This window comes from Vagococcus fluvialis (assembly GCF_003337315.1).
GTDB classification, from domain to species: domain Bacteria; phylum Bacillota; class Bacilli; order Lactobacillales; family Vagococcaceae; genus Vagococcus; species Vagococcus fluvialis.
Genome location: NZ_QPJV01000006.1, coordinates 73,374 through 97,509, shown reverse-complemented (window position 1 = coordinate 97,509; position 24,136 = coordinate 73,374). Strand labels below are relative to the sequence as shown.

Genomic DNA, 24,136 nt, shown 5'->3' with positions numbered 1-24,136 from the left:
AAATTACATTGAGCGAACTTGTTTTGAAATAGTTTGATATTTTTCTTTTGAAGACGGACGATACACAACTAAAATACGGCCAATTGTTTGAACAACCTGACAGTGTAACGTTGCTTCAAATACTTCTGCTACGTCACTTGCTTCTTCATCTGTATTTTGTAAAAGAGTTACTTTGATTAGTTCTCTTCTTTCTAGTAACTCATCTACTTGATCTAATAATGTTTCACTAATACCATTTTTTCCAATTTGAACGACTGGATTTAAATGGTGTGCTTGACTTCTTAAAAAGCTTTTTTGTTTTCCTCTTAATGCCATTTTTATTTACCCTCTTTTATATTAATGATTTTCTTTGAATAACGTCTACACCTTTTGGAGCCCAACCAGCAACGACACCAGCCTCTGGAATGGTTACCCAACCAAGCCCTGCAAATACTAAATCCGTTTTTTCTTTGACAGAAAACTCAAAACGAACTAATTCTGGAAATTCTTCTATTTCGTTTTCACGAGGTGGTTGCAGTAAACCTCCCGCATGTTTGTTATAAAACTCAGTTGCTGTTTCTAATTTTGTTCGATGAATATTTAAGTCATTAGAAACATAAGTGATAAATCCTTGCTTAGCTCCTTTAATAAAATCAAATCTCGCTAATCCACCTAAGAATAATGTTTGACCTTCATTTAGTTGATAAACTTTTGGTTTAATTTCTTTTTTTGGTGAAACTAACATTAAGTCTTTTTTACCTAAGTAATGAGCCATTTGGTGGCGATGAATGATACCTGGTGTATCAATTAAAAATTGACCATCATCTAAAGGAATTTCAATTTTATCTAAAGTAGTTCCAGGAAATTGTGATGTTGTAATTAAATCTTTAATGCCTGCTGAGTGATTAATAATCGCATTAATTAATGTTGATTTACCAACATTTGTTACACCAACAACGTAAACATCTCGACCATCGCGGTACTCTTCAATTAAATCTAGTAAATCTTCAATATCAGATTTACTTTTAGCGCTTGTTAAAGTCACATCGATTGGTCTTAATCCAACTTCATGAGCTCTTTCTCTCATCCACTGAATCATTTTAGGTTTCTTAAGTGATTTTGGTAAAATATCAACTTTGTTACCAACTAATAAAACAGGATTGTCTCCTACAAAACGATGAAGACCTGGAATAAGGCTACCATTAAAGTCAAAAATATCAACAACGTTAACAATTAAAGCATCTGTTTGACCAATACTATTTAAAAGAGCTAAGAATTCTTTATCTGTCATTGCAACGTCTTGAATGTCATTATAGTGTCTTAATCTAAAACAGCGTTGGCAATAAACGTCGCCACTTTCTAAACCTTTTTCAAGTGCTGAGTTTGGTGTGTATCCCATTCCCTCTTTATCTGTTGTTTGAATCACTGTTCCACAACCAATACAGCGAATTTCTTCATTGATTTCATTTATCTCAGTCATCTAGTGATTTCCTCCATTTCATATCATCATGATGTTTATGTAAATATTTTTTAATTCTTTTTTCCATTGCGCGGTTAAATTTAGTATTCCATGCATCTGTTTCAATAATTGGTTTAACTAATACATTACGGATACCTGCATTATTAGCACCCTTTATATCAGTCATTAACTGATCACCAACCATAAGTAACTTTTCTTTTGGTAAGTTATAGCGTCTTTCAACCTCATTAAACCCTTTTTGGAATGGTTTCATCGCACGAGAAACATACTCAAGACCTAAGTGTTTCACTGCTCTATCAATTCGGCTAGCCTTATTATTAGAAACAACAATCACTGGAATATTTGCTTCTTTCATTGTCTCTATCCAATTAAATAACTCTGGTGTCCCATCTGGATTATTCCAAGCAATTAATGTATTATCCAAATCAGTTAAAACAGCTTCAATCCCGTGATTTCTCAATTGTTCTGGCGTAATATCATAAATCGCTTCAATCATCCATGTTGGTTTATATTTAAGAAACATATTTGACTTCCTTTCATAAAAAATAGGAGACTTGCCTCGTCTCCCACACTTTTCCCTATTATACGCTATTTCTTTAAATAATTCATTAAAAACGATGAAAAAACCACTAGTTTTCACTAGCGGTTTAATTTATTTATTTAGATGGTTCTACCAATATCTTTTCGGTAATAAAACGGTGATAATTTTTGCTCATTAAGCCATCTATAAACTTTTTCATGTGCCACGTCTTTTGACACATCACTACAAGCAACAAGAAAAACTCGTCCACCATTTGAAACTAATTGTTGATTTTTTTCTTTTACACCTGAATAAAAGATTTTTGTTGTCTCTTCCTTTTTAAAATTAGGTAAACTGACATCTGTCTCATAACTACTAGGATAGCCTTTAGCAGCAACAACAACACCTAAAGTAACACCCGTTTCTCTCCAATTAATGACTGGTTCCTGATTATTAAGTAGACTTTCAATAACTTCAACAAAATCAGAATCGAGTCTTTCTAGTAAAACTTGTGTTTCAGGATCTCCAAAACGAGCATTGTATTCAATTACTTTAGGTCCATTAGCTGTAAGTATCAAACCCGTATATAAAATACCTATAAAAGGCGTTCCTAGATTTTTCATTCCAGCGATAGTTGGTTTAATAATTGTTTCAAGAACAGTTTCTTCTATCTCTTTTGTTACATAGTATACTGGACTATACGCACCCATACCACCTGTGTTAGGTCCCTTATCATTATCAAAAATAGCCTTATGATCTTTAGCTGCTACCATAGGATAGATGCCAGTTTCACTAACAAATGATAACAATGAAAATTCTTTACCCACTAAAAATTCTTCAATCACAACTTTTGGCGATTCGTTATTAAAGGTGTTCTCAACAAGCATTTCTTTTAAAGCCTGTTTAGCTTCCTCATAGGTTTCAGCAATCACAACACCTTTTCCAGCAGCAAGTCCATCTGCTTTGATTACAATTGGCAGAGAATTGTTTTCCACATATTCGTAAGCTAAATTAAAATCAGAAAAACTTTCATACTTAGCTGTTGGTATATTAAATCTAGTCATTAATTCTTTGGCAAACTCTTTAGAACCCTCAATCATAGCAGCTGATTTTTTAGGTCCAAAAACTTTAATACCTACTGCCTCAAAATCATCCACTAAACCATTCATTAAAGGTACTTCTGGTCCGACTAGTACCCAATCAATTTTTTTCTCTTTAGAAAAGTTAATCAGCTCTTCATGATTATCCTCTAAAATATCAACTATTTGAATGCCATCACGCTTCATACCATCATTGCCTTTTGCACAAAAAACTTGATTTACTTTAGAACTTTCTAAAAGCCTTTTACATAAAGCATGTTCACGACCACCACTACCAATAACTAGAATATTTCGTTTCATGATTAGCTCCTTTTAATGTTTAAAGTGTCTTACCTTTGTAAAGACCATGGCAATATCGTATTTATCAGCCATATCAATAGATTCTTGGTCCTTAATACTTCCACCTGGTTGAATAATTGCTTTAATACCAGCTTCCCCAATAGTTTCAACACTATCAGACATTGGGAAAAAGGCATCACTAGAAAGTACAGCACCATCTAATCTTTCTTTTGCTTGCTCAATGGCAATTTGAACTGAGCCAACACGGTTCATTTGACCTGCTCCAACACCTAATGTTTGGTGGTTATTAGCAACTACAATCGCATTACTTTTAACGTGTTTAACTGATTTATAAGCAAAAATTAAAGCTTCCCACTCTTCTTGTGTTGGTTCACGTTTAGTCACCACTTCAAAGTTTTCTCTACTTTCTTTTAACTCATCATACTCTTGAACTAGTATGCCACCTAAGACAGAGGTATATTCTTTACCATCTGTTGAATCTGTTGCTGTCATATCAAGAGTTAATAAACGAATATTCTTCTTTTGACTAAGTAATTCAAAAGCTTCTTTTGAAAAACTTGGTGCAATAATAATTTCTAAGAAAATATGACTTAATTTTTCTGCTGTCTCTAAATCAACTTCTCTATTTAAAGCAATAATGCCACCAAAAATAGAAACTGGATCACTTTCATAAGCATAATTAAAAGCTTCAAAAATAGTTTCACCAAGTCCAATTCCGCAAGGATTCATGTGTTTAACAGCCACAGCTGCAGGCCGTTCAAATTCTCTAATAATACGTAAACAAGCATCTGCATCTTTAATATTATTAAATGACAATTCTTTTCCGTGAAGTTGTTTAGCTGATGAAATAGCGTAAGGTTTTCTTTGTTTATCAGCATAAAAACTTGCTTTTTGATGACTATTTTCTCCGTAGCGAAGTGATTGTTGCAATTCAAAGGTTAAACTTAAATTTTCAGGTTCTACTACTCCAACTGATTTTGTTAAATAATCAGCAATTAAGGCGTCATAACTAGCTGTATGTCTAAAGGCTTTAGCAGCTAATTTTTTTCTTGTTTCTAGAGTTGTCTCCTTGAACTCTTTTATTTCAGCAAGAACCGTTTCATAATCACTAGCTTCAACAACAACTGTCACACTTTCAAAATTTTTACTCGCACTTCTTAGCATACTAGGTCCACCAATATCAATGTTTTCGATGATTTCATCTTCAGAAACACCTGGTTTTTCTAATGTTTCTTTAAAGGGATATAAGTTTACACATACTAGATCAATGGGGATGATATTGTGTTCTTTCATTGTTTCAACATGAGTACTTAGACTTCTTTTTCCAAGTAAACCTCCGTGAATCATTGGGTGTAGAGTTTTTACTCGGCCATCTAACATCTCTGGAAAATGAGTCACATCTTCAATATTTAAAGTCGTGATACCTGCTTCTTCTAAAGCTTTTTGCGTGCCTCCAGTTGAGATGATTTCATAACCTAATTCTCTTAATCCTTTTGAAAATTCTACAACGCCAGTTTTATCTGAAACGCTAATAAGTGCTCGTTTAGTTGTCATTCTGCTACATTCTCCCTTATAAATTCTGCAATAATTTTTGGATAATACCTGTGTTCTAATTCGTGTATTTTTCCCGTTAAGTCTTCTAAACTATCTTGTTCTTGGCGGCTAATTTTTTTTTGAAAAATAATTGGCCCTGTATCTACTCCCTTGTCCACTAGATGAATCGTAATCCCTGTTTCTTTCTCAGAAGAGTTATAAAACTCTTCAATACTGTGTGCTCCAGGAAACTTTGGTAAAAGAGAAGGATGAAGATTAATAATTCGATTAGGATAAGCTTCAAGTAACTCTTTACCTAAAATTTTCATGTAACCTGCTAAACAAATCAAATCAACTCTAGCTGTTTCTAACAAATGAATAATTTGTTTTTCATAATCAGCTTTAGTTTGTGTCTTTTTCTTTGGTAAAACAAAGTAAGGTACATTTTCTTTCTCAGCTCTTTTAATCACATAAGCTTCCTCTTGGTCACAAAATAAGCAAACTAATTTACCAGGTATTTCTTCTTGCTTAAAACTCTCAACTAAAGCTTGAAAGTTAGAACCGCTTCCTGAGGCAAAAATCGCTACTCTCATAAATGACTCTCATTAAAAATAAGTTCTTTTTCATCTTTTAAAATAACTTTTCCAATTTCAAAGAACTGCTCTTTTTGTTGCGCTAATTCATTTTTTACTTGTTCGATTTTTTCAGGTGACACAGCTAATACCATACCGATTCCCATATTAAAAATTTCATACATTTCAGAAGAATTTAATTTACCTATTTTTTCCATAAGTGGGAAAATAGGAGGCATATTCCATGAACCTAGATTAATTTCAACACCTAAATTCTTAGTCAACATACGTGGTAAATTTTCTACAAAACCGCCACCCGTCACATGAGTAACACCATTAATTAATTGTTTCTCAACTAAAGGTAAAACACTTTTGACATAAATTTTGGTTGGTTCAAGTAGAACTTCTTTTAATGTTTTATTATCTAATTCATCAAATCTAGTATCTAAGGTATAGTCATTATCGTTAAAAAAGATTTTTCTGACTAATGAAAAGCCATTAGAGTGAATACCAGTTGAGGGTAAACCAATTAAAATGTCTCCTGCTTGAACTTTTTCTGGTGTTAATAAATGTTCCTTTTCAGCCACTCCTACTGAAAAACCAGCTAAATCATAATCTTCATCAGTATACATTCCAGGCATTTCAGCGGTCTCACCGCCAATTAAAGCCATATTACTTTGAACACAACCTTCAGCCACACCAGCAACAATTTCCTCTATTTTTTGAGGGTTATTTTTTCCTGTTGCTAAATAATCTAAAAAGTAAAGTGGAGTTGCTCCTTGAGCTAAAATGTCATTTACACACATCGCCACACAATCAATGCCAATTGTGTCATGCTTATCTGCTTCAATTGCTAATAAAAGTTTAGTTCCCACACCATCTGTTCCTGATACTAGAACTGGATTTTTTACATGAAGTTGACTTAAGTCAAAACAACCTCCAAATCCACCTATTGCTCCCATAACACCTAATCGTTCAGTTCGTTTAGCGTGCTTTTTGATTCTTGATACAACTTCATAACCAGCCTCAACATCTACACCAGCTTGTTTGTATGCATTATCCATTTCTACACTCCTTGCTCCACTAATAAATTAGATTCGTAATCATATAATTTTGTTGGATAATCACCATTAAAATACGCCATACAAAGACCTGTGTAAGGAGCATCTAAGTTTAACCCAACTGCTTCAATTAAGCCTTCCTCACTTAAAAACTCTAAAGAATCAGCATTAATCTCATCTCTAATCTCTGAAACACTTAAATTAGCCGCAATTAACTCTTTTTTATTTTCTATATCAATACCATAAAAACAAGGATATTTTAAAGGCGGGGCACTAATTCTAACATGAACTTCTTTAGCACCAGCATCTTTAAGTAGTTTAACAATTCTGCGAATCGTTGTCCCACGAACAATACTATCATCTACTAAAATAATTCTCTGACCTTCCACAACACCTCGAACAGCAGAAAGTTTCATACGAACACCTTCTTCACGTAATTCTTGGGTTGGTTGAATAAAGGTTCTACCAACATATTGGTTTTTAATTAAACCCATTTCATAAGGTATACCACTCATTTCAGCATAACCACTTGCTGCTGAAAGTGAAGAATTTGGCACACCAATGACCATATCTGCCTCAACCCGGCACTCTTTAGCTAAATTTTTTCCCATATTTTTTCTTGCTGAGTGAACATTAATTCCTTTAATATTTGAATCAGGTCTTGCGAAATAAATATATTCCATAGCACAAATTGAATACTGAGTTTCATCTGTATAGATATCAATTTCCATACCGGAATCAGTAATCGTAATTAATTCACCAGGTTCTACATCACGGACAAAAGTTGCCCCAACTGTATCAAGAGCACAGGTTTCACTAGCTACAACATAAGCTCCACTTTTCATTTGCCCAATAGCTAAGGGTCTAAATGCATTAGGATCAAGAGTAGCATACATCGCGTCTTCTGTTAGTAAAAGGTAAGCAAATCCACCTTTAATTTGATTTAAAGCTTCTTTTAAGCGTTCTTTAAAACTTAAAGCTTCACTTTTTCTAATTAAATGCATAAGTATCTCAGTATCTGAATTAGAATGAAAAATACCACCTGTCTTTTCCACTTCACGACGTAAACTTTTGGCATTAACTAGATTACCATTATGAGCTAATGCAAAGTTACCATCATAAAATTTAAATAAAAATGGTTGAATATTATTAATGCCTCCTGAACCAGATGTCCCGTACCTAACATGCCCAATGGCCGCGTCTCCAGTTAAGGCTTCTAAATGCTCCGGTGAATCAAAGACTTCTGCGAGTAACCCTAAATCACGATAACCTTTTAATTCACCTTGATCATTAGCAACAATCCCTGCGCCTTCTTGACCACGATGCTGAAGAGCATGCAAACCAAAGTAGGTCACTTTAGCTGCATCTTGATGTCCCCAAATGCCAAAAATACCACATTCTTCATTTAATCCTCTTACTTCATAAGACATGGAATGGCTTCCTCCCATAATTTTTTGGCCTCATCTACATTAACAATTACTTCTTGATCACGACATACTAAATTAAAACTTGGAGTTGTAACTGTTTCTCCAACTAATGTTGCTGTATTACCCATCAACGATTCAAATTCTTCTTGGTTTTCATTTTTAATTGATACAACAAAACGAGAAGGGGTTTCTGCAAATAAATAATTTGCTTCCTGTTGAAACTCTCCCTTAAATCCAAGTTGATTGTTAAAACATGATTCTATTAAAGCGACTCCTAGACCACCCTCAGAACAATCATGAGCACTTTCAATTAAGCCTTTTTGAATACTTTCAAGTAACAAATCTTGATTCCTTTTTTCAACTTCTAAATCAAAATCTGCTAACTGTCCTTCAATTTTTCCAGTTAACATTTTTTGGATTTCAGTTCCATTAAAATCGGCTCCTGTTTCACCAATCATATAAACTAAATCTCCAGCATTTTTAAAATCTTGTCTGGTAATATGAGTTAAGTCTTCAACAAGTCCAACCATTCCAATAACTGGAGTTGGATAAACAGATTGCCCGTTTGTTTCATTGTATAAAGAAACATTTCCTGAAATAACTGGCGTCTCTAACTTAAGACAAGCTGCTGCAATACCGTCTGCTGAAGTACTTAATTCCCAAAAGCCTTCTGGTTTATCTGGTGAACCAAAGTTTAAACAATCTGTAATAGCTAAAGGTTTTCCACCACTTGCGACAATATTTCTCGCAGCTTCAGCCACAGCCATTTTGCCACCAATTTCTGGATTTAAATATAAATAACGACTATTACAATCTGTTGTCATAGCTAATGCTTTATTCGTTCCTCGAACACGTAAAACAGCTGCATCACTACCAGGACCTACGACTGTATTTGTTCTTACCTGAGAATCGTAAGTTTCAAAAACAGATTTTTTTGAAGCAATTTGAGGTTGCTGCAATAATTTAATTAACACATCAGAAGCATTTTTTGTTTCAGGAACAAAATTTTCTAATTTGCTAAAAACTTTTATTCTAGCTGGTTCTGCCATAGGTTTTTGATATTCCGGCGCATCTTCTGCTAAAGCATCTACTGGCAAATCAGCTACTTGAATTCCTTTGTGGAATAATCGGTAATGTTTATCATCAGTTACTTTTCCTATATTAACAGCTTCTAAACCATAGCTTTCAAATAACTTGGCAACTTGTAATTCAGAACCTTTTTTAATACATAACAGCATTCTTTCTTGAGACTCAGATAACATCATTTCATAAGGCGTCATATTCGTTTCTCTTTGAGGTACATCATCTAAATAAAGTTCCAAACCAGAGCCAGCTTTTGAAGCCATTTCACTACTTGATGACACAAGTCCAGCTGCTCCCATATCTTGAATCCCTACTAAAATATCAGAATGATTTAAAATCAAATCTAGACAAGCTTCCATTAATAATTTTTCCATGAAAGGATCTCCTACTTGAACAGCAGAACGTTGTTGCTCCTCACCTTCAGTAAATTCCTCTGAAGCAAAAGTTGCCCCGTGAATCCCATCACGCCCTGTTTTAGCACCGACATACATAATTGTATTATCAACACCCTTAGCTTGTCCTTTTTGAATATCTTTATGCTCTATTAAACCAACACACATCGCGTTTACTAATGGGTTTCCTTCATAGCAAGGATCAAATCCAATTTCACCACCAACTGTAGGAATACCAATACAGTTACCGTAACTACCAATTCCAGCTACTACTTGCTCTAATAAAAATTTAGTTCTATCTGTTGTCAACTCTCCAAAACGAAGTGAATTTAACATAGCAATCGGTCTAGCACCCATACTAAAAATATCGCGAATAATTCCCCCAACACCCGTTGCCGCACCTTCATAAGGCTCAACAGCTGACGGATGATTATGACTTTCAGCTTTAAAAACAACAGCTAAATTGTCACCAATATCAACAATTCCTGCGCCTTCACCAGGCCCTTGAAGAACTTGAGGCCCGTTAGTTGGAAATTTTCTAAGAACAGATTTACTATTTTTATAAGAACAATGTTCGCTCCACATCACTGAAAAAAGCCCAGTTTCTGTGTAATTAGGTAAACGACCTAAGATATCCTCACTAATCAAACGATACTCTTCATCTGTTAATCCCCACTCAGCATAAATTCTTTTTTCTTTAACCTCTTGTGGTGTTGGTTCATATAAAAATGTCATTATGAGTTCCTTACCTTTCTTAAGTAATCAACAACTGATTCAAATAATTTTATACCTGAATCACTACCTAATAAGTCTTCCATAGCGCGTTCAGGATGGGGCATCATCCCTAATACATTTCCCTTTTTATTTGTGATTCCTGCAATATTTTCTAAACTACCATTTGGATTTTCTGTTTCATAAGTAAAGATAATTTGGTTGTTTCTTTTTAGTTCTTCTAAAGTTTCTTCATCACAGTAATAATTCCCTTCACCATGAGCAATCGGTAATTTCAATACGTCATCTTTCTCATAACGTGACGTAAATAAACTTTGATTATTCGCTACTTTAACTTCTTGAGTTTTACAAACAAATTTCAGAGAGTCATTTTTTAAAAGAGCTCCTGGTAAAAGTCCAGCTTCAGTTAAAATTTGAAATCCATTACACGTACCAAAAACTGGTTTACCTTCATTCGCAAATTTTATAACTGCTTCCATGACTGTTGAAAAACGAGCAATCGCTCCACATCTTAAATAATCACCATAAGAAAAGCCACCTGGAATAAGAATTGCATCAAACTCAGATAAATCATCAGCCGTATGAGGAATATAAGCTACTTCTTCTTTAATGACCTCTTTAATTGCCAAAAATAAATCAATGTCGCAGTTAGAACCTGGAAAAACAATTACACCAAATTTCATCTTAGTTTTCCTCCAATAATTCAACCTGATAGCTCTCCATGTTTACGTTAGCTAATAATTGGTCACTAATAGCCTCAGCAACTTTAATTGCTTCTTCTTTGGTTTCTGCTTTTACATTAAAATCAAAAAACTTACCAATTTTTACTTGAGAAACTTCACCTTGGTTTAAGCGATTCATAGCTCCTTCAATAACCTCAGCCTGTGGATCTAAAACTGATTCTTTATAACTAACATATACTCTTACTTTAAACATGTTTATTCTCCTCTTCCTTTTAATCGTTTTAAAATTTCTTCATAAATTGGAACAATTTCTCCTAAATCTTTACGATAAATATCTTTATCTAATGACTCTCCTGTTTCTTTGTCCCACAGTCTACAAGTATCTGGTGTGATTTCATCTGACAAAATAATATTGCCCAAGTAATCTTTCCCAAATTCTAATTTAAAATCTACTAAAGTAATATTGATTGATGAAAATAACTCTTGTAACAGTTTATTTATTTTTAGCGTTTCTTCTCTTAAAAAAAGAATTTCTTCATTTGTAGCAATTTCTAAAAATTCAATGTGATCATTATTGATAAATGGATCATCTAAGCTATCATCTTTGTAATAAAACTCAATAATTGGCTTAGGAAGTTCTAATCCTTCTTCAACACCTAAACGTTTCACAAAACTTCCTGTAGCAATGTTTCTAAGAACGATTTCTAAAGGAATAATCTCTACTTTTTTGACTAGCTGTTCATTTTCTGATAGCTGCTCTATCCAATGATGGTGAACATTTTTTTGGGATAAATAAGAAAAAATCTCAGATGTAATCTGATTATTCAATGAACCTTTTCCGATTACTTGATCTTTTTTCTTACCATTCAAAGCTGTTGCTTGGTCTAAATATTCTAGTCTAAGCTCATTTTCTTTTTTTGTTGAATGTACGTTTTTAGCTTTACCTTGATATAAAACAGTTGAATCCACTCTTCATTCATCTCCTATTAATGATCATTTTAAAAAATAAAAACAAAATTTGTTCGTCAGTTCATTTAAAGTGTATCAACCTAAAATATGATAGTCAACTTTTTATTAACTTTATTAGATAACTTTTCATTTATAGTTCGCCTTTAACTTATTTTGTTTATTTTTAACAAAGACAGTTCACTATTTCAGTTTATAAAGCGAACAAAAAAAGAACCTCTAAAAAGAGGTTCTTACTTATTTTTCTTCTTGAATAAAACAATAATACCTAATAAAACTAGTAGAATCACTCCGATAACGGGAAGTAAAACTATTTTTTTCTCACCAGTTTTAGGTAAACTTTGAGTTGAAGGTGAATTTGTATTTGACGATTCTAATCTTTTCTTTTGTTTGTTATGACTATTGTTAGTTGAGTCTGTCTTTTTTATTTCTTCTTTACTACTTGAAGGAGTAGTGTCTTTTTCGGAAGATTCTTTAGTTGAACTATTACTACTTTCTTCTACACTTCCACTCTCATTTAATGAGGAGTCAGTACTTTCTTCTGGAACTTCACTCTCACTTGATGAAGAATCAGTACTTTCTTCTGGAACTTCTTCTTGTTTGAGTAATTTAAATTGCTTATTATCCTCAAATAATTGACCAAATTCAAGTAATAAGCGATCTTCACCAGTTGCCGCATTTAACTGAATCCCTAGAGGAAGTCCGTTACTAGAAACAAAGGTTGGTAAACTTAAAGCTGGTTCTCCTGTTAAATTAGCTAATTGGGTATACGGTGTATACGTTAGAGCATCTAACCACTGATCATAAATTAATTTCTTACGATCTGGAGCCTCCATTTGATCAATTTCACTCATTTTTTTAAGATTTTCTGGTGTGATTAATGAATCTCCCACTAATGGTGCTGTAGAAGCAGTTGTTGGTGTTAAATAAATTGGGTAGCTTTGATGAAAATTTTCCATAACTGCTTGTGCTTCATGACTAAAATCCCATGCCTCATTAACTTCTTCTTTTGAAGTTACTTTTCCAGTTTGGTAAAGTGCCCAAGTTAGTATATCCACATCTTCAATTGTAATAGGTCTTTTTAGTATTTGATTTCCTAAATATTCAGCTACACCTGCAGAACCTGCGGCAATTGTGTAATAATTTTCCATTAATTTAATACCATCTATTTCAGGTTTTGCTTCTACAACGTCAAAACCTTGTGCCCTTAAAAAGGCGACAGCTTGGTTAACAGCATCAATCGCATCTTGTGTAACGGGTGTTCCTACAGGTGATTCAGTTGAATAAGCAATTTTTAAGTCTTTCGAAAAAGCTGTATCCTTGATAGAAACTTTCTCATTTCTCAAAGCTTCAAATAAAAACTTTGTATCTTTCATATCTCTTGTATTAGCAAAATGAACTACTTGCCCTTTATTAGATGTACTATTTGCTTTAATCACACCTCTAGAAGGTTTTAAACCAACAATCCCATTCCATGAAGCAGGAATTCTAATTGAGCCACCTGCATCACTTCCTGAAGCTATCGGATTCATGCCTGAGGCGACACTTGCTCCAGCACCACCTGAGGAACCTCCTGCCTGATAACTGGGATTCCAGGGACTTCCTGTAGGTCCATAAAGAGCCGAGTCAGTAATATTTCGCCATCCCATTTCTGGATAGTTAGTTTGTCCTAAGACAATAAACCCAGCTGATTGAAGGGCTTTCACAAAACTTCCATTTGAACCTGCTAATTGATCTTTAGCAAAAGGAAAACCGTTAGAATTTGGCATACCTTTTACTGTGTGACCTAATCCTTTTACTAAAATAGGAACACCAAGAAATGGTTGGCCAGTATCTTCAATATTTCTAGCTTCCTCTAGAGCTTCTGCTTCTCTTAATCCAATAACTGCATTTAATTTGGGGTTTTCTTCTTTAATCACTTTATAGGCTTCTTGAACTAAATACTCACTTGTCACTTCTTTATTTCTAACCATCTCAGCTAATTCTGTAGCTGACATATTTTTATAATCAATTACTACCTCGTCAGTAAATCCTGTTATAGGTAATAAAAATAAGGTTAATAAAACTAATTTCCAACTTGTTTTTTTAAACCAACTCATAAAACTCTCTCCTTTATTTTTTAAACTTACGAGTTTTAGTTTAATTCAAAGTCAGTAGAATAGAAAAATTGAGAACTTTTTTTAGAAGCTTAACGTGATGTAAATAATACTAACGTTATTATATCAGCGTTTCTATAAAACAATTTTGTATAAATTAAACATTAATAAAAAGGAGCTATGACATAATTAAGTCATAACTCCTTCATTCAATGTAAACTATTTTTTAGAAAAACCTTGAGATTCTAATAATTTTTGGCTTGCTTTTAGACTAACACCGTTTTTAGCATTACCATCAACCATGATACCATCTACATTTTTAATTGCTTCAAAATCTAAGTTTTCGTAGTCAATTGTTAATGTTTCTACCATCTCAGTATCAGAGAATTTCACTTCATGTTCAATCCCCTTAATGCCTTTGTACTGCTCAATTGCAGGCGCATAAAACTCTTCTAGAAGTTTAGGGTCTTCAACATCTGCATCTTTATAAGTAACAGTATTATGAGCTGTTTGTTTAATTACTTTATCTCCTTTGTGAAAGTAAGTTAACTCTGAGTGGATTCCAGGTTCTACATCTGATTCAAAACTGGTTGTAGTTTCTTTACTACATCCCCCAATAAACAACACAACTCCAACAACTAAAAGTAATTTCCAAATCTTTTTCATCCAACGTCTCCTTAAAACTATAATATTTTTTCACAAAAAAATATTATAACCCAACTCGCTCAAAAATTGTATCAACTTGCTTAATATGATAATTATAATCAAAAGCATCATCAATCTCTTCTTTAGATAAAACTGATGTGATTCTTTCATCTTCTTCTAATAGCGGTCTAAATTGGACTTGGTTATCCCACGAAATTGCTGTTTTCGGTTGAACTAAATCATAAGCTTCCTCACGAGACATGCCGTGATCTATTAGTTTTAATAAAACTCGTTGGCTGTAAATTAAACCAAAAGTTGCATCCATATTGCGTTTCATGTTCTCTGGGAAAACAGTTAGATTCTTAACAATGTTACCAAAACGATTTAGCATATAATTTAAAAGAATCGTTGAATCTGGAATAATAATTCGCTCAGCTGATGAATGTGAGATATCTCTTTCATGCCATAAAGAAACATTCTCATAAGCTGTAACCATATGCCCACGAATTACACGGGCTAAACCAGACATATTTTCTGATCCAATTGGGTTTCTTTTATGAGGCATTGCTGAAGATCCTTTTTGACCTTTTGCAAAGAATTCTTCTACTTCACGAGTTTCTGATTTTTGAAGTCCTCTAATTTCTGTAGCAAATTTTTCAATACTTGTTGCTATTAAAGCGATTGAAGATAAATATTCTGCATGTAAATCACGGGGTAATACTTGAGTTGAAATATCTTGAGCACGAATACCTAGATTCTGACAAACATACTCTTCTACAAATGGAGGAGTATTAGCAAATGTTCCAACTGCCCCACTTACTTTTCCAGCCTCAACACCACGAGCCGCATGGTCGAAACGCTCAATATTTCTTACCATTTCTGAGTACCATAAAGCTAATTTCAAACCAAATGTTGTTGGCTCAGCATGCACCCCGTGAGTTCTCCCCATCATAACTGTGTGTTTATGTTCTCTTGCTTTTTCAGCTAAAATATCTTTAAAGTTGTTTAAATCTTTACGTAAAATATCGTTTGCTTGTTTTAATAAATAACCATATGCAGTATCCACCACATCAGTACTAGTTAAACCATAATGAACCCATTTTCTTTCTTCTCCAAGGCTTTCTGATACTGCTCTTGTAAAGGCTACAACATCATGTCTTGTTTCTGCTTCAATCTCTAAAATACGATGGATATCAAAGCTAGCATTTTCACGGATTTTTTTGGCATCTTCTTTTGGTATTTCCCCTAGTTCAGCCCAAGCTTCATCTGCTAAAATCTCTACTTCTAGCCAAGCTTGATAACGGTTTTGGTCTGTCCAAATATTTCCCATTTCTTCTCTCGTGTAACGTTCTAACATTGTATTTCCCTCTCTATTTCCAAATTTTTGTTTGTTTAATTTCTTCTAAGCTATTAGTGATGTTATCAGTCATAATAGTGATATGTCCCATCTTTCTACCAGCTTTAACTTCGTCTTTTCCGTAGTAATGAAAGTACCAATCAGGTTTTTCAGAAATATAAACTTGAGAACGAGTAACTTCTTCTCCTAATAAATTTAACATAATTGTTGGCTGATGTAGATATATTTTTGGTAATGGCCAACCAGAAATCCCTCTAATATGTAAATCAAATTGACTAACGTTACAACCTTCAATCGAATAATGTCCTGAATTATGAGGTCTAGGGGCAACTTCATTCACTATGATCTCTTCATCCTTTGTCACAAACATCTCGATGGTCATTACTCCCTGCATAGTCAAAGCTTCGGCTATCTTTAATGCTATTTGACGAGCCTTTTCAAGTGAAAATTCAGAGACTTTTGCTGGCACAACTGATTTAAACAAAACATTATTTTTGTGATGGTTTTCAGCTATTGGGAAAACTTCATAAGTTTGGTTACTATCTCCTGCAACAATCACAGAAATTTCCTTTTCAAATTTAAGCCAAGATTCTAAAACGCAAGTAGATTTTTCTAATAATTTTTCAGCTTCATTTATATCTTCTTTCTTATGAATAACAACTTGTCCTTTACCGTCATAACCACCTAAACAGGTTTTTAAAACAGATGGGTAACCTATTTTTTGAACAGCATTTTTTAGTTCTTTTGATGTTTGAATAATCTCATATGGTGCGATTGGCAAATCCAACTTATCTAGAAAAGCTTTCTCATATTCCCTATTCTGACTAATAATGAGCATCTGAATTCCTTGAGGTAGTTTTTCCTCTGGTACGTATTTTTTCAATACATCGGCATTCACATTCTCAAACTCATAGGTTACAACTGATGACTTTTCAACTAATTCTTTTATAGCTTTTTCATCATCATAATCAGCAGTTATTGACCAATCAGCAACTTGAGCAGTTGGTGCATTCGGATTTGGATCTAAGACACCTACACAAAACCCCATTTCCTTAGCACTAAGTGCCATCATTTGACCTAGTTGGCCTCCCCCTATAATTCCAATTGTTTCACCTGGTTTTATTAGATTAGTCAAAATGAGCCTCACTTTCTAACACAGCTTCTTTCATCTTATCTCGGTAAGTTGTTAATTTTTTTGTTAGCTTATCATCTGTAATAGCTAACATTTCAACAGCCAAAAGGCCTGCATTTTTAGCTCCAGCAGTTCCAATAGCTGTCGTTGCAACTGGTACTCCGCCTGGCATTTGAACAATCGAAAGTAGTGAGTCTAAACCTTTTAAGCTTTTTGATTCTACGGGAACCCCAATAACAGGTAATGTTGTTTTTGAAGCAATCATTCCTGGTAGATGGGCTGCTCCACCGGCTCCTGCAATAATAATTTTACCGCCATTTTCTTTTGCATTCTCAGCAAAAGCAAACATTAAATCAGGTGTTCTATGGGCAGAAACTATTTTTTTTTCATAAGAAACATTAAATTCATCAAGAATCAAACAGGCCTCTTTCATCGTTGGCCAATCAGAGATACTTCCCATTACAACATAAATATCATTCATCATTAGAACTCCTCTCGTTTTACTCATTCTATCAAGTATAAAAAAAGAGGTCAACATTTTAACGAATTTTATGTAAAAATAATTACCCATTGTTCGTTTTTACTGTTTTGATAAATTTTTGATAATACTCCTCATACAACTGATTATTCTCCTCATTACAAAAAATACTTTCCGAGTTTAAGACTCTAAAATCAGTTAAAGAACTTGTTAAACATAATAAACCATAACTTGGTTCTGTGTAAGAAGAGATTAAACATTTTCTTCCTAAAATATCTGCTGCTAATTCTACTAATAAATCATCTTCAAAAAAGCCTCCACTTAAAGAGATTGCTCGTTTATCTAGGTTAATAATTTCTCCTATCCATTTCGCATTTAAAAGAATACCCTCAATCACACTTCTAATGAAATCTTCTTTGTCATGACCTAATCTTAAACCTAAAAATTCTCCTGTTACGTTACTTGTCCACAAAGGAGCACGCTCTCCTGAAATATAGGGTAAGAACTGAACACCTCGACTTCCTATAGGAGATTTCTTTAATATGTCATCTAAATGATTAAAGACAGAATCCGAACTATAAAATAAATCACTTGCCCATTCAAGAACTTTTCCTCCGTTATTTGTTGCACCACCAACCACCCAATACTCATCTGTAATGTAGTAACAAAAACTTTGACCAGAAGGATCCAATTCTCTTGTTTTAGAAAGCTTTCTAACCGCTCCACTTGTCCCAATTGTAACAGTATTAACAGTTCCATTAGCCGCGTAACTTCCCAAACTAGCTAAACAACCATCACTTGCTCCAACAAAAACTTTAGTAGCTGGAGATAGTTGCAATTCTTTGGCTATCTCACTTGAAATAGTAGTTGACCAATTAGTATCAACTAAAGAAGCTAATTTCTCTTCTTCAATTTCTAGAAAAGCTAGTATTTCCTCATCCCATTCCTTTGTTAAACTATTAAAAAGACCTGTGGTAGATGCAACTGAGTAGTCAACTACGAGTTGATTAGTAAAGAAGTCCATTAAATATTCTTTTAATCCAATCCACTGTTTAACATCATTGAACTTTTTTTTATCTTTTGCATAACCAATTTTACAAAATGGAGACATTTCATAAATAGGTGTTCCTGTTTTTTGATAAAACTCGCTTGCCTTTTCTGTTTTTTTGAAAGCTTCTACCCATTTACTTGATCTTTGATCCAACCAAATAAACATTTCCTCTTTTGTGTTTCTTTCGTAAACTGGCATAATACTATGCATGGCTGTACTAAAATAAATCTCATCAATTATCTGCTTTTCATTAACAAAGAACTCGATGCCTTCTTTAATGCTTTCTAAAATTTCAGCTGGTTTTTGATAGACTTTTCCATCCTTTTCATAATAAGTATTCACTTTAAATTTTTTAGCTAGGTGTTCTTTTTTATTAATAAAATGGGTAAACTTTATTTGAGTTGTTCCCACATCAATCGTCAATTGGTGCATAAATTTTCATCCTTTTTTGTTTTATGCTCTTATTCTATCACTTTAATCAAAGCTCTAAAATAAAAAGTAGCTGTGAAATAAGTAAAATACTTATTGCGCAGCTACTTTGTTTATTGTAACGAAAATTTTATTGGCTAATAATTATAACACCTATCATGATTAAGATGATTGAAACAATTTTTAATGGCGTTATTTTTTCTTTAAACGTAAAGTAAGAAATAAAAACTGTCCAAACGTATGTTAAAGAAGTCATAGGAAACGCAATTGAATAGTCTAAATATTTGAATAACACAATATTTGTTGCAGCACTTACAATGTAGAGAAAACTTCCTAAAAGCAACCACTTATTCGTAATAGCTTTCATAACTGTTAATTCTGTTAACTCATTCATTCCTTGTTTTAAACCTAAAGCTCCTAAACTACCTGAAAGAGTTGTGACAATTAAAATGGTAATAATAATTAATAAATTACTCATTATCTTTACCTCCTTCATAACCAAGTAAGGCAGAGCCAGCGATAATAAATAAAGTTCCAAATACTTTAGTCATCGTAATAGGTTCATTCAAAAATAATGCTCCAAAGAAAATCGACATTGCAAAGCCAATACTCATCATAGGTTGTAAAATCGATACATCCCCAAATCTAAAGGCAATCATTAAGATAACCATTCCTAAACCAGCTAAAACAAAACCAATTACATAAAGCAATATAGCCATACCATTACTTGTAGCATCTGCTCCAAATTTCCAAGCCAACTGCCCTAAACTACTCATCAATGCTGCCGATAAAATCAAAAGCATTGCAAGTTTCATATTTTTTTTAGTTTCCATTTAACTTTCTCCTTTTAAATTAGTTTCAATAAAGTTAAATACTGTATTAAAATAATTTTCCTCTTCATAAATCCAAGATGATAGATGTGGCGCTCCTTCAATTAACAATGTTTCACTGGTGCCTTTTGAAGCTGCCGCATTTTCAGCCATTGCTTTATATGGAACAAATTTGTCAGCTGTTCCGTGAATCAATAATAAAGGCAACTCATTATGATGTAATTGCTCTAGACATGAAGCTTCTTTTAATGAAAAGCCTAAGCGTTTTTGACTAAACATATTCGCAAAAAACATAATCGGTGTAGCAGGTAATTTTAAAGCTGATGTCAACATCTCCGAAAACTCACCATAAACAGATGAATAACCACAATCTGCAACTAACAGTTTTACTTGTTCTGGTAATTGATCTCCACTTGCCATCATGACAGTTGATGCTCCCATAGAACCACCAAATAAAATAATTTTAGCTTGGGGATCTTTTTTTATAACTTCATTTACCCAAGCTTTAACATCTTCTTTCTCTAACCAGCCCATTCCTATTTTTTCGCCTGTACTTTTCCCATGAGCTCTAAGGTCTGGTACAAGTACGTTGTAACCCGCATTTGAAAAAGTCAGTGCCGGAAAACTCATATCTCTTTTTCCAGATGAACGGTACCCATGAACAGCTATTACCCATTGATGAGTTTCAGGATGTTTATAAAATTCTCTAGCAAAAAGAGTTTCTCCAGCTAAAGAAATTTGCCACTCTGAGGTCATTTCTTCTTCATAAAACTTATGCCCCTTTTCATTTTGGGAATCTTCTATATCTGTATAAACAGTTCTTTCTTTATCAAAATTATCTGGGTTTAATAATTTATGACCTGTGTTAACATACCATGTTGAGTTTTTAAACAGGGCTGCATTAATAAAAAAGCTCCCTGCGTACATACAACCTGCAACTAAAATAATTAATATAATGACAATAATAGCAATGATCCAATTTAACACATTCTCAACTCCTTAATTTTTAATTTAATCCCTCTTAATTGTAGCATTAAACAAAGATATTCGCCTTATAATATATAAAAAAAGAAGCTGAGTTAATTTGATTTTTCAGCTTCTTCTTACTTATTAAAATATTTCTTTGATTAAACTTTTTTCATAGTCATCCTGATAATCATTTAAAAACATTAATGCTTCTTGTGCGTACTCATCACCTCTTTTTATAAGGGTTTCTGACCAATCTTGTTCCTTTAAAAGTGATTCATTTTGAGATAAATAATAAGAAACTAAGGCTTTAGAAAAAGCAACTATCCCAATATCTCTTTCATTTTTCATAGTTTCAGCAAACTCTTGTCCTTTATCTAAAAAATGTTTTATTTGTTTAGAATCATTTTTATAATAGTAAACTAAAGCTAAGTAAGCATCTAATCTAGGACGTTTCCAAAATGTATTTAATTCTTTGTATATTGCCAAAGAACTAAGTAAAAAATCTTCTGCTAATTCATATTTTTGTTGAGCAAAAAGTGCTGCTCCAGCATTCGTATAAAAAACTGATAAACTAGATAATGATTTTTTATTTGAACATAAATTAATCGCTTCTAAAAAATAATCATAAGCTTCTTCAAATCGAGATTCATTAAATCTAATCTCACCTAAATAATTATAAGCAGCAGCAATATTAACGGCATATTTTTTAGCAATGGAATCTGTTAACATGAAGGTGTTAATCGATTCTTTTAATAGTTTTTCAGCCATTAAATTATTGCCATTCATCATCTGATTTAATCCTTTAAGTCTTAATAAGACACCAATCGATTGATGGTTATTTTGCTTAATTGATAAATCTAAAGCAAGTTCAATATAGTGAATCATTTTTTCTGGTTCATCTATTTGAATGTAATAATAAATCATTTGTTTATAACCTGGTAGTAGGTATGTATTATTTTTTAACTCTTTAGATTGATTAATGACTTTTTCAATACAAGCGACACCTTTTTCATATTCACCATACTTAATTAAAAATCGACCTTCTAAGTACAGGAACTGACAGAACAATTCTTTATAAGTCTCATCATCTTTATATGTTTCTTCAAGTTGATTAAAAATCCCTCTAATACTTTCAAAATCTCTTAACACATTTTCTTGATTAAAGAGTAGACTATTCATACTTTTATTTTCTCGGTTAACTTCAACAGGAAATAATTCATGATAAAAGCCTAAATGTTTTTCTAAGTAAATCAGTTTATATGTTAAAGATTTTAATTCCTGACGAGACATTTTATAATGAAAAGCTAAATTGTCATAAATCAAATAATCTGTATGTCCATTAGTTAAACTATTTTCAAGACACTCGGCAATTTTTTTATGGTAAATTCTTTTTTTCGCTATTGATTGATTTAAATAGATAAACTGTCTTAATTTGACATGAGTAAATGTAACTGCCATTTCTCCTTCAACATTCAATTCTTTTAATATATTTTTTGCAACTAAAGAGTCAACAATATCAATTAGTTGAATTTCAGGTAATTCTAAAATCGTTACTAAATCTGTAAACAGTACATAGTCATAAAAGTAAGAAACTAAATTAACAACAGTTTGTTCATCTTCCGTTAAATAGAGGAATCGATTTTTTAAAGCATCCTTCATTTTAACAGTCATCGTATTTAAATTAGCATTACTTTTTAGTAAAGAAATGTACTCAATTAGAAAGAATAAATTCCCTTCAGTATGTTCAAAGACATTATTAATCCCTTGTTGGTTAATTTTATGATCTGGTAACATTTTAAATATAAAGCTTTCTGTTTCTTCAAAAGTAAAAGGCTTCAATGTAATCTCTGATAGTAATTGGCATTTAACTAAATTATTTGTAAATTTTTCTAACTCATTTTTTTGTTCATTTCTAGAGGTTGACATAAATAGAACATTTGAAGAGACGTTTAATAAAATCGATGTCAGTAAATCCATACTAGAAGTATCCATCCACTGAATATCTTCAAATAACACAATAATTTTTTTATCTGCACCTAATAAATTCAAGGTTTCACTTAAAATCTCTGATAAAGATTCTAAAGGAATTTCTTCTGTTAAATGGTCATTTTTCCCTTTTAATAAGTGGTCATCTAAGTTCGGGAAAAACATCGTCAATACTTCTTGCCATGTTTCAAACTCTACAATCTTCTCTTTTTTTACTAAGTTAGACAGCTCACTAATAACAGTTTTCCAAGGCCTAAACGCATACTTTTCTTCCACTTGATAACATTGGGTCTCAATAATCGTAAAATCATCTGCTACATGATCTAAAACCACATCAACTAGCGTACTTTTTCCAATACCCGCCTCGCCGCTTATTTGTAAGTGCTCGTAAGGTAAGTTGTTTTTAAATGCATTAATTGTTGTTTCTATCTCTTTTAATTCAGTAAATCTTCCATGAAACACACCACTAAATCGCTGTTTACCTTTATTCTGTTCTTCATTAAGCCTTTCTAGAGAAGTTTCATAGATTTGTTTACTCTGTTTATTAGGTGTAATTCCCAATTCTATTTTTAATAAATTAGATAGGTTATAGTAGGTTTCTACTACTTTTTCATCGCGGTAACTCATTTGGTAAAACTTCATTAATAATTGATAATTCGTTTCATCAAACTCATCTATGTTAATTAAACGTTGCACATTTTTTTCAACATCATCAAAATGACCTGTTTCAATATCAGTTTCTATTTTTTTAAAGCATTCTTGAAGAAATATTTTTTCGTAAAAACTTCTCATTTTAACAACCCAAAACTCAAAACTCTCACAATCTTTAAGAAAGAAACCTTTTAAAAATGATTCTTTGTATAATTCTAGTTGCTCCCTAGGATGTTGCATAAACAAATCAATATCAACTTCTATATCTAATTCTTCACTCAAAGTCAGCAATGCCTTGTTTGGAGATTTAATCACTTCAATACCAAACATTTTATTGGCTTGATAGATAGCATTCCTTAAATTCTTCTTGGCATTTTGATCATTTTTATCTGGCCAAAAAAGACCTGCCATCTCATCCCGACTTGCAGATTTAGTGACTAATAAATAATAAAGTAAGGCATCTATCTTAGAAAACGAAAATAACATTAGTTCATCATTCAATCTAATTTCCGGGTTTCCTAGTAACTGACATGTTAATTTGTTTGACATTTAATTCCCTCCCACTAAAAAAGTAACCCCTTACACAATTATAACTTTTTTTTGTGCAAAAATAAACAATCGTTACAATTACCTACTAATAAAAAAACTTAGAAAGTAAAGCTATCAACTTTACTCCCTAAGTTT

General features: G+C 32.7%; 22 protein-coding genes. All 22 read right to left on the bottom strand.

What is annotated here, in order from left to right; all coding sequences use genetic code 11:
- Positions 1-3: 3 nt before the first annotated feature.
- The 22 genes from yhbY to DFR54_RS07500 all read right to left on the bottom strand — a co-directional run bounded on the left by yhbY (position 4) and on the right by DFR54_RS07500 (position 24,001).
- Positions 4-315, bottom strand: coding sequence for a ribosome assembly RNA-binding protein YhbY (gene yhbY, locus DFR54_RS07605; protein WP_114289714.1), 312 nt, complete (start codon positions 313-315; stop codon positions 4-6).
- A 16-nt stretch (positions 316-331) separates the two neighbouring features.
- Positions 332-1,441: a ribosome biogenesis GTPase YqeH gene (yqeH, locus tag DFR54_RS07600; protein ID WP_114289762.1), complete on the bottom strand. Its 1,110-nt coding sequence runs from the start codon at positions 1,439-1,441 to the stop codon at positions 332-334.
- A 10-nt stretch (positions 1,442-1,451) separates the two neighbouring features.
- Positions 1,452-2,006, bottom strand: coding sequence for a YqeG family HAD IIIA-type phosphatase (locus DFR54_RS07595; RefSeq protein ID WP_346243193.1), 555 nt, complete (start codon positions 2,004-2,006; stop codon positions 1,452-1,454).
- Between the two features lie 113 nt (positions 2,007-2,119).
- A complete protein-coding gene (purD, locus tag DFR54_RS07590) occupies positions 2,120-3,379 on the bottom strand; it encodes a phosphoribosylamine--glycine ligase (RefSeq protein ID WP_114289712.1) in 1,260 nt (419 codons plus the stop codon).
- A 12-nt stretch (positions 3,380-3,391) separates the two neighbouring features.
- Positions 3,392-4,933 (bottom strand): bifunctional phosphoribosylaminoimidazolecarboxamide formyltransferase/IMP cyclohydrolase, encoded by a 1,542-nt coding sequence (gene purH, locus DFR54_RS07585; protein WP_114289711.1) that lies wholly within the window; start codon positions 4,931-4,933, stop codon positions 3,392-3,394.
- Positions 4,930-5,505, bottom strand: coding sequence for a phosphoribosylglycinamide formyltransferase (gene purN, locus DFR54_RS07580; RefSeq protein WP_114289710.1), 576 nt, complete (start codon positions 5,503-5,505; stop codon positions 4,930-4,932). The genes purH and purN overlap by 4 nt, the downstream gene beginning before the upstream one ends.
- Entirely contained in the window at positions 5,502-6,548 is a 1,047-nt protein-coding gene (purM, locus tag DFR54_RS07575) for a phosphoribosylformylglycinamidine cyclo-ligase (RefSeq protein ID WP_114289709.1), read from the bottom strand. The genes purN and purM overlap by 4 nt, the downstream gene beginning before the upstream one ends.
- A gap of 2 nt (positions 6,549-6,550) precedes the next feature.
- On the bottom strand, positions 6,551-7,975 hold the full coding sequence (purF, locus tag DFR54_RS07570) for an amidophosphoribosyltransferase (protein ID WP_114289708.1): 1,425 nt from the start codon (positions 7,973-7,975) through the stop codon (positions 6,551-6,553).
- A complete protein-coding gene (gene purL / locus DFR54_RS07565; RefSeq protein WP_114289707.1) occupies positions 7,960-10,182 on the bottom strand; it encodes a phosphoribosylformylglycinamidine synthase subunit PurL in 2,223 nt (740 codons plus the stop codon). Before purL ends, purF begins: the two co-directional genes overlap by 16 nt.
- Positions 10,182-10,862 carry a phosphoribosylformylglycinamidine synthase subunit PurQ gene (gene purQ / locus DFR54_RS07560; protein WP_114289706.1) on the bottom strand — a complete coding sequence of 227 codons (681 nt, stop codon included), beginning with the start codon at positions 10,860-10,862 and terminating at the stop codon, positions 10,182-10,184. Before purQ ends, purL begins: the two co-directional genes overlap by 1 nt.
- A gap of 1 nt (position 10,863) precedes the next feature.
- The gene (purS, locus tag DFR54_RS07555; protein WP_114289705.1) at positions 10,864-11,115 is read right to left on the bottom strand and encodes a phosphoribosylformylglycinamidine synthase subunit PurS; all 252 of its coding nucleotides are present in this window, start codon (positions 11,113-11,115) and stop codon (positions 10,864-10,866) included.
- Positions 11,116-11,117: 2 nt separating this feature from the next.
- On the bottom strand, positions 11,118-11,831 hold the full coding sequence (gene purC, locus DFR54_RS07550) for a phosphoribosylaminoimidazolesuccinocarboxamide synthase (RefSeq protein ID WP_114289704.1): 714 nt from the start codon (positions 11,829-11,831) through the stop codon (positions 11,118-11,120).
- 230 nt (positions 11,832-12,061) lie between these two features.
- Complete coding sequence (locus tag DFR54_RS07545; RefSeq protein WP_170126939.1) at positions 12,062-13,927, bottom strand: amidase family protein; 1,866 nt, start codon at positions 13,925-13,927, stop codon at positions 12,062-12,064.
- 216 nt (positions 13,928-14,143) lie between these two features.
- On the bottom strand, positions 14,144-14,590 hold the full coding sequence (locus DFR54_RS07540; protein WP_114289703.1) for a YehR family lipoprotein: 447 nt from the start codon (positions 14,588-14,590) through the stop codon (positions 14,144-14,146).
- A gap of 43 nt (positions 14,591-14,633) precedes the next feature.
- The gene (gene purB, locus DFR54_RS07535; RefSeq protein ID WP_114289702.1) at positions 14,634-15,926 is read right to left on the bottom strand and encodes an adenylosuccinate lyase; all 1,293 of its coding nucleotides are present in this window, start codon (positions 15,924-15,926) and stop codon (positions 14,634-14,636) included.
- 13 nt (positions 15,927-15,939) lie between these two features.
- Entirely contained in the window at positions 15,940-17,061 is a 1,122-nt protein-coding gene (gene purK, locus DFR54_RS07530; protein WP_114289701.1) for a 5-(carboxyamino)imidazole ribonucleotide synthase, read from the bottom strand.
- On the bottom strand, positions 17,054-17,542 hold the full coding sequence (gene purE, locus DFR54_RS07525; RefSeq protein ID WP_086342399.1) for a 5-(carboxyamino)imidazole ribonucleotide mutase: 489 nt from the start codon (positions 17,540-17,542) through the stop codon (positions 17,054-17,056). Before purE ends, purK begins: the two co-directional genes overlap by 8 nt.
- A gap of 79 nt (positions 17,543-17,621) precedes the next feature.
- Positions 17,622-19,019 (bottom strand): gluconokinase, encoded by a 1,398-nt coding sequence (locus tag DFR54_RS07520; RefSeq protein ID WP_114289700.1) that lies wholly within the window; start codon positions 19,017-19,019, stop codon positions 17,622-17,624.
- Positions 19,020-19,146: 127 nt separating this feature from the next.
- The gene (locus tag DFR54_RS07515; RefSeq protein ID WP_114289699.1) at positions 19,147-19,494 is read right to left on the bottom strand and encodes an EamA family transporter; all 348 of its coding nucleotides are present in this window, start codon (positions 19,492-19,494) and stop codon (positions 19,147-19,149) included.
- Positions 19,487-19,849: an EamA family transporter gene (locus DFR54_RS07510; RefSeq protein WP_086342396.1), complete on the bottom strand. Its 363-nt coding sequence runs from the start codon at positions 19,847-19,849 to the stop codon at positions 19,487-19,489. Before DFR54_RS07510 ends, DFR54_RS07515 begins: the two co-directional genes overlap by 8 nt.
- Positions 19,850-20,833: an alpha/beta hydrolase gene (locus tag DFR54_RS07505; RefSeq protein ID WP_249033377.1), complete on the bottom strand. Its 984-nt coding sequence runs from the start codon at positions 20,831-20,833 to the stop codon at positions 19,850-19,852. It abuts the gene before it with no gap.
- A gap of 123 nt (positions 20,834-20,956) precedes the next feature.
- Complete coding sequence (locus DFR54_RS07500) at positions 20,957-24,001, bottom strand: ATP-binding protein (protein WP_114289698.1); 3,045 nt, start codon at positions 23,999-24,001, stop codon at positions 20,957-20,959.
- Positions 24,002-24,136: the final 135 nt, after the last annotated feature.

Excerpts from the sequence above, each read along its gene's own strand:
- DFR54_RS07500 (WP_114289698.1), bottom strand. The coding sequence starts at position 24,001 with ATGTCAAACAAATTAACATGTCAGTTACTAGGAAACCCGGAAATTAGA.
- purF (WP_114289708.1), bottom strand. The coding sequence starts at position 7,975 with ATGTCTTATGAAGTAAGAGGATTAAATGAAGAATGTGGTATTTTTGGC.
- DFR54_RS07545 (WP_170126939.1), bottom strand. The coding sequence starts at position 13,927 with ATGAGTTGGTTTAAAAAAACAAGTTGGAAATTAGTTTTATTAACCTTA.
- DFR54_RS07510 (WP_086342396.1), bottom strand. The coding sequence starts at position 19,849 with ATGGAAACTAAAAAAAATATGAAACTTGCAATGCTTTTGATTTTATCG.
- purM (WP_114289709.1), bottom strand. The coding sequence starts at position 6,548 with ATGGATAATGCATACAAACAAGCTGGTGTAGATGTTGAGGCTGGTTAT.
- purL (WP_114289707.1), bottom strand. The coding sequence starts at position 10,182 with ATGACATTTTTATATGAACCAACACCACAAGAGGTTAAAGAAAAAAGA.
- DFR54_RS07515 (WP_114289699.1), bottom strand. The coding sequence starts at position 19,494 with ATGAGTAATTTATTAATTATTATTACCATTTTAATTGTCACAACTCTT.
- purD (WP_114289712.1), bottom strand. The coding sequence starts at position 3,379 with ATGAAACGAAATATTCTAGTTATTGGTAGTGGTGGTCGTGAACATGCT.
- DFR54_RS07540 (WP_114289703.1), bottom strand. The coding sequence starts at position 14,590 with ATGAAAAAGATTTGGAAATTACTTTTAGTTGTTGGAGTTGTGTTGTTT.
- yhbY (WP_114289714.1), bottom strand. The coding sequence starts at position 315 with ATGGCATTAAGAGGAAAACAAAAAAGCTTTTTAAGAAGTCAAGCACAC.
- purH (WP_114289711.1), bottom strand. The coding sequence starts at position 4,933 with ATGACAACTAAACGAGCACTTATTAGCGTTTCAGATAAAACTGGCGTT.
- purE (WP_086342399.1), bottom strand. The coding sequence starts at position 17,542 with ATGATGAATGATATTTATGTTGTAATGGGAAGTATCTCTGATTGGCCA.
- purN (WP_114289710.1), bottom strand. The coding sequence starts at position 5,505 with ATGAGAGTAGCGATTTTTGCCTCAGGAAGCGGTTCTAACTTTCAAGCT.
- purB (WP_114289702.1), bottom strand. The coding sequence starts at position 15,926 with ATGTTAGAACGTTACACGAGAGAAGAAATGGGAAATATTTGGACAGAC.
- purS (WP_114289705.1), bottom strand. The coding sequence starts at position 11,115 with ATGTTTAAAGTAAGAGTATATGTTAGTTATAAAGAATCAGTTTTAGAT.
- purQ (WP_114289706.1), bottom strand. The coding sequence starts at position 10,862 with ATGAAATTTGGTGTAATTGTTTTTCCAGGTTCTAACTGCGACATTGAT.
- DFR54_RS07520 (WP_114289700.1), bottom strand. The coding sequence starts at position 19,019 with ATGCACCAATTGACGATTGATGTGGGAACAACTCAAATAAAGTTTACC.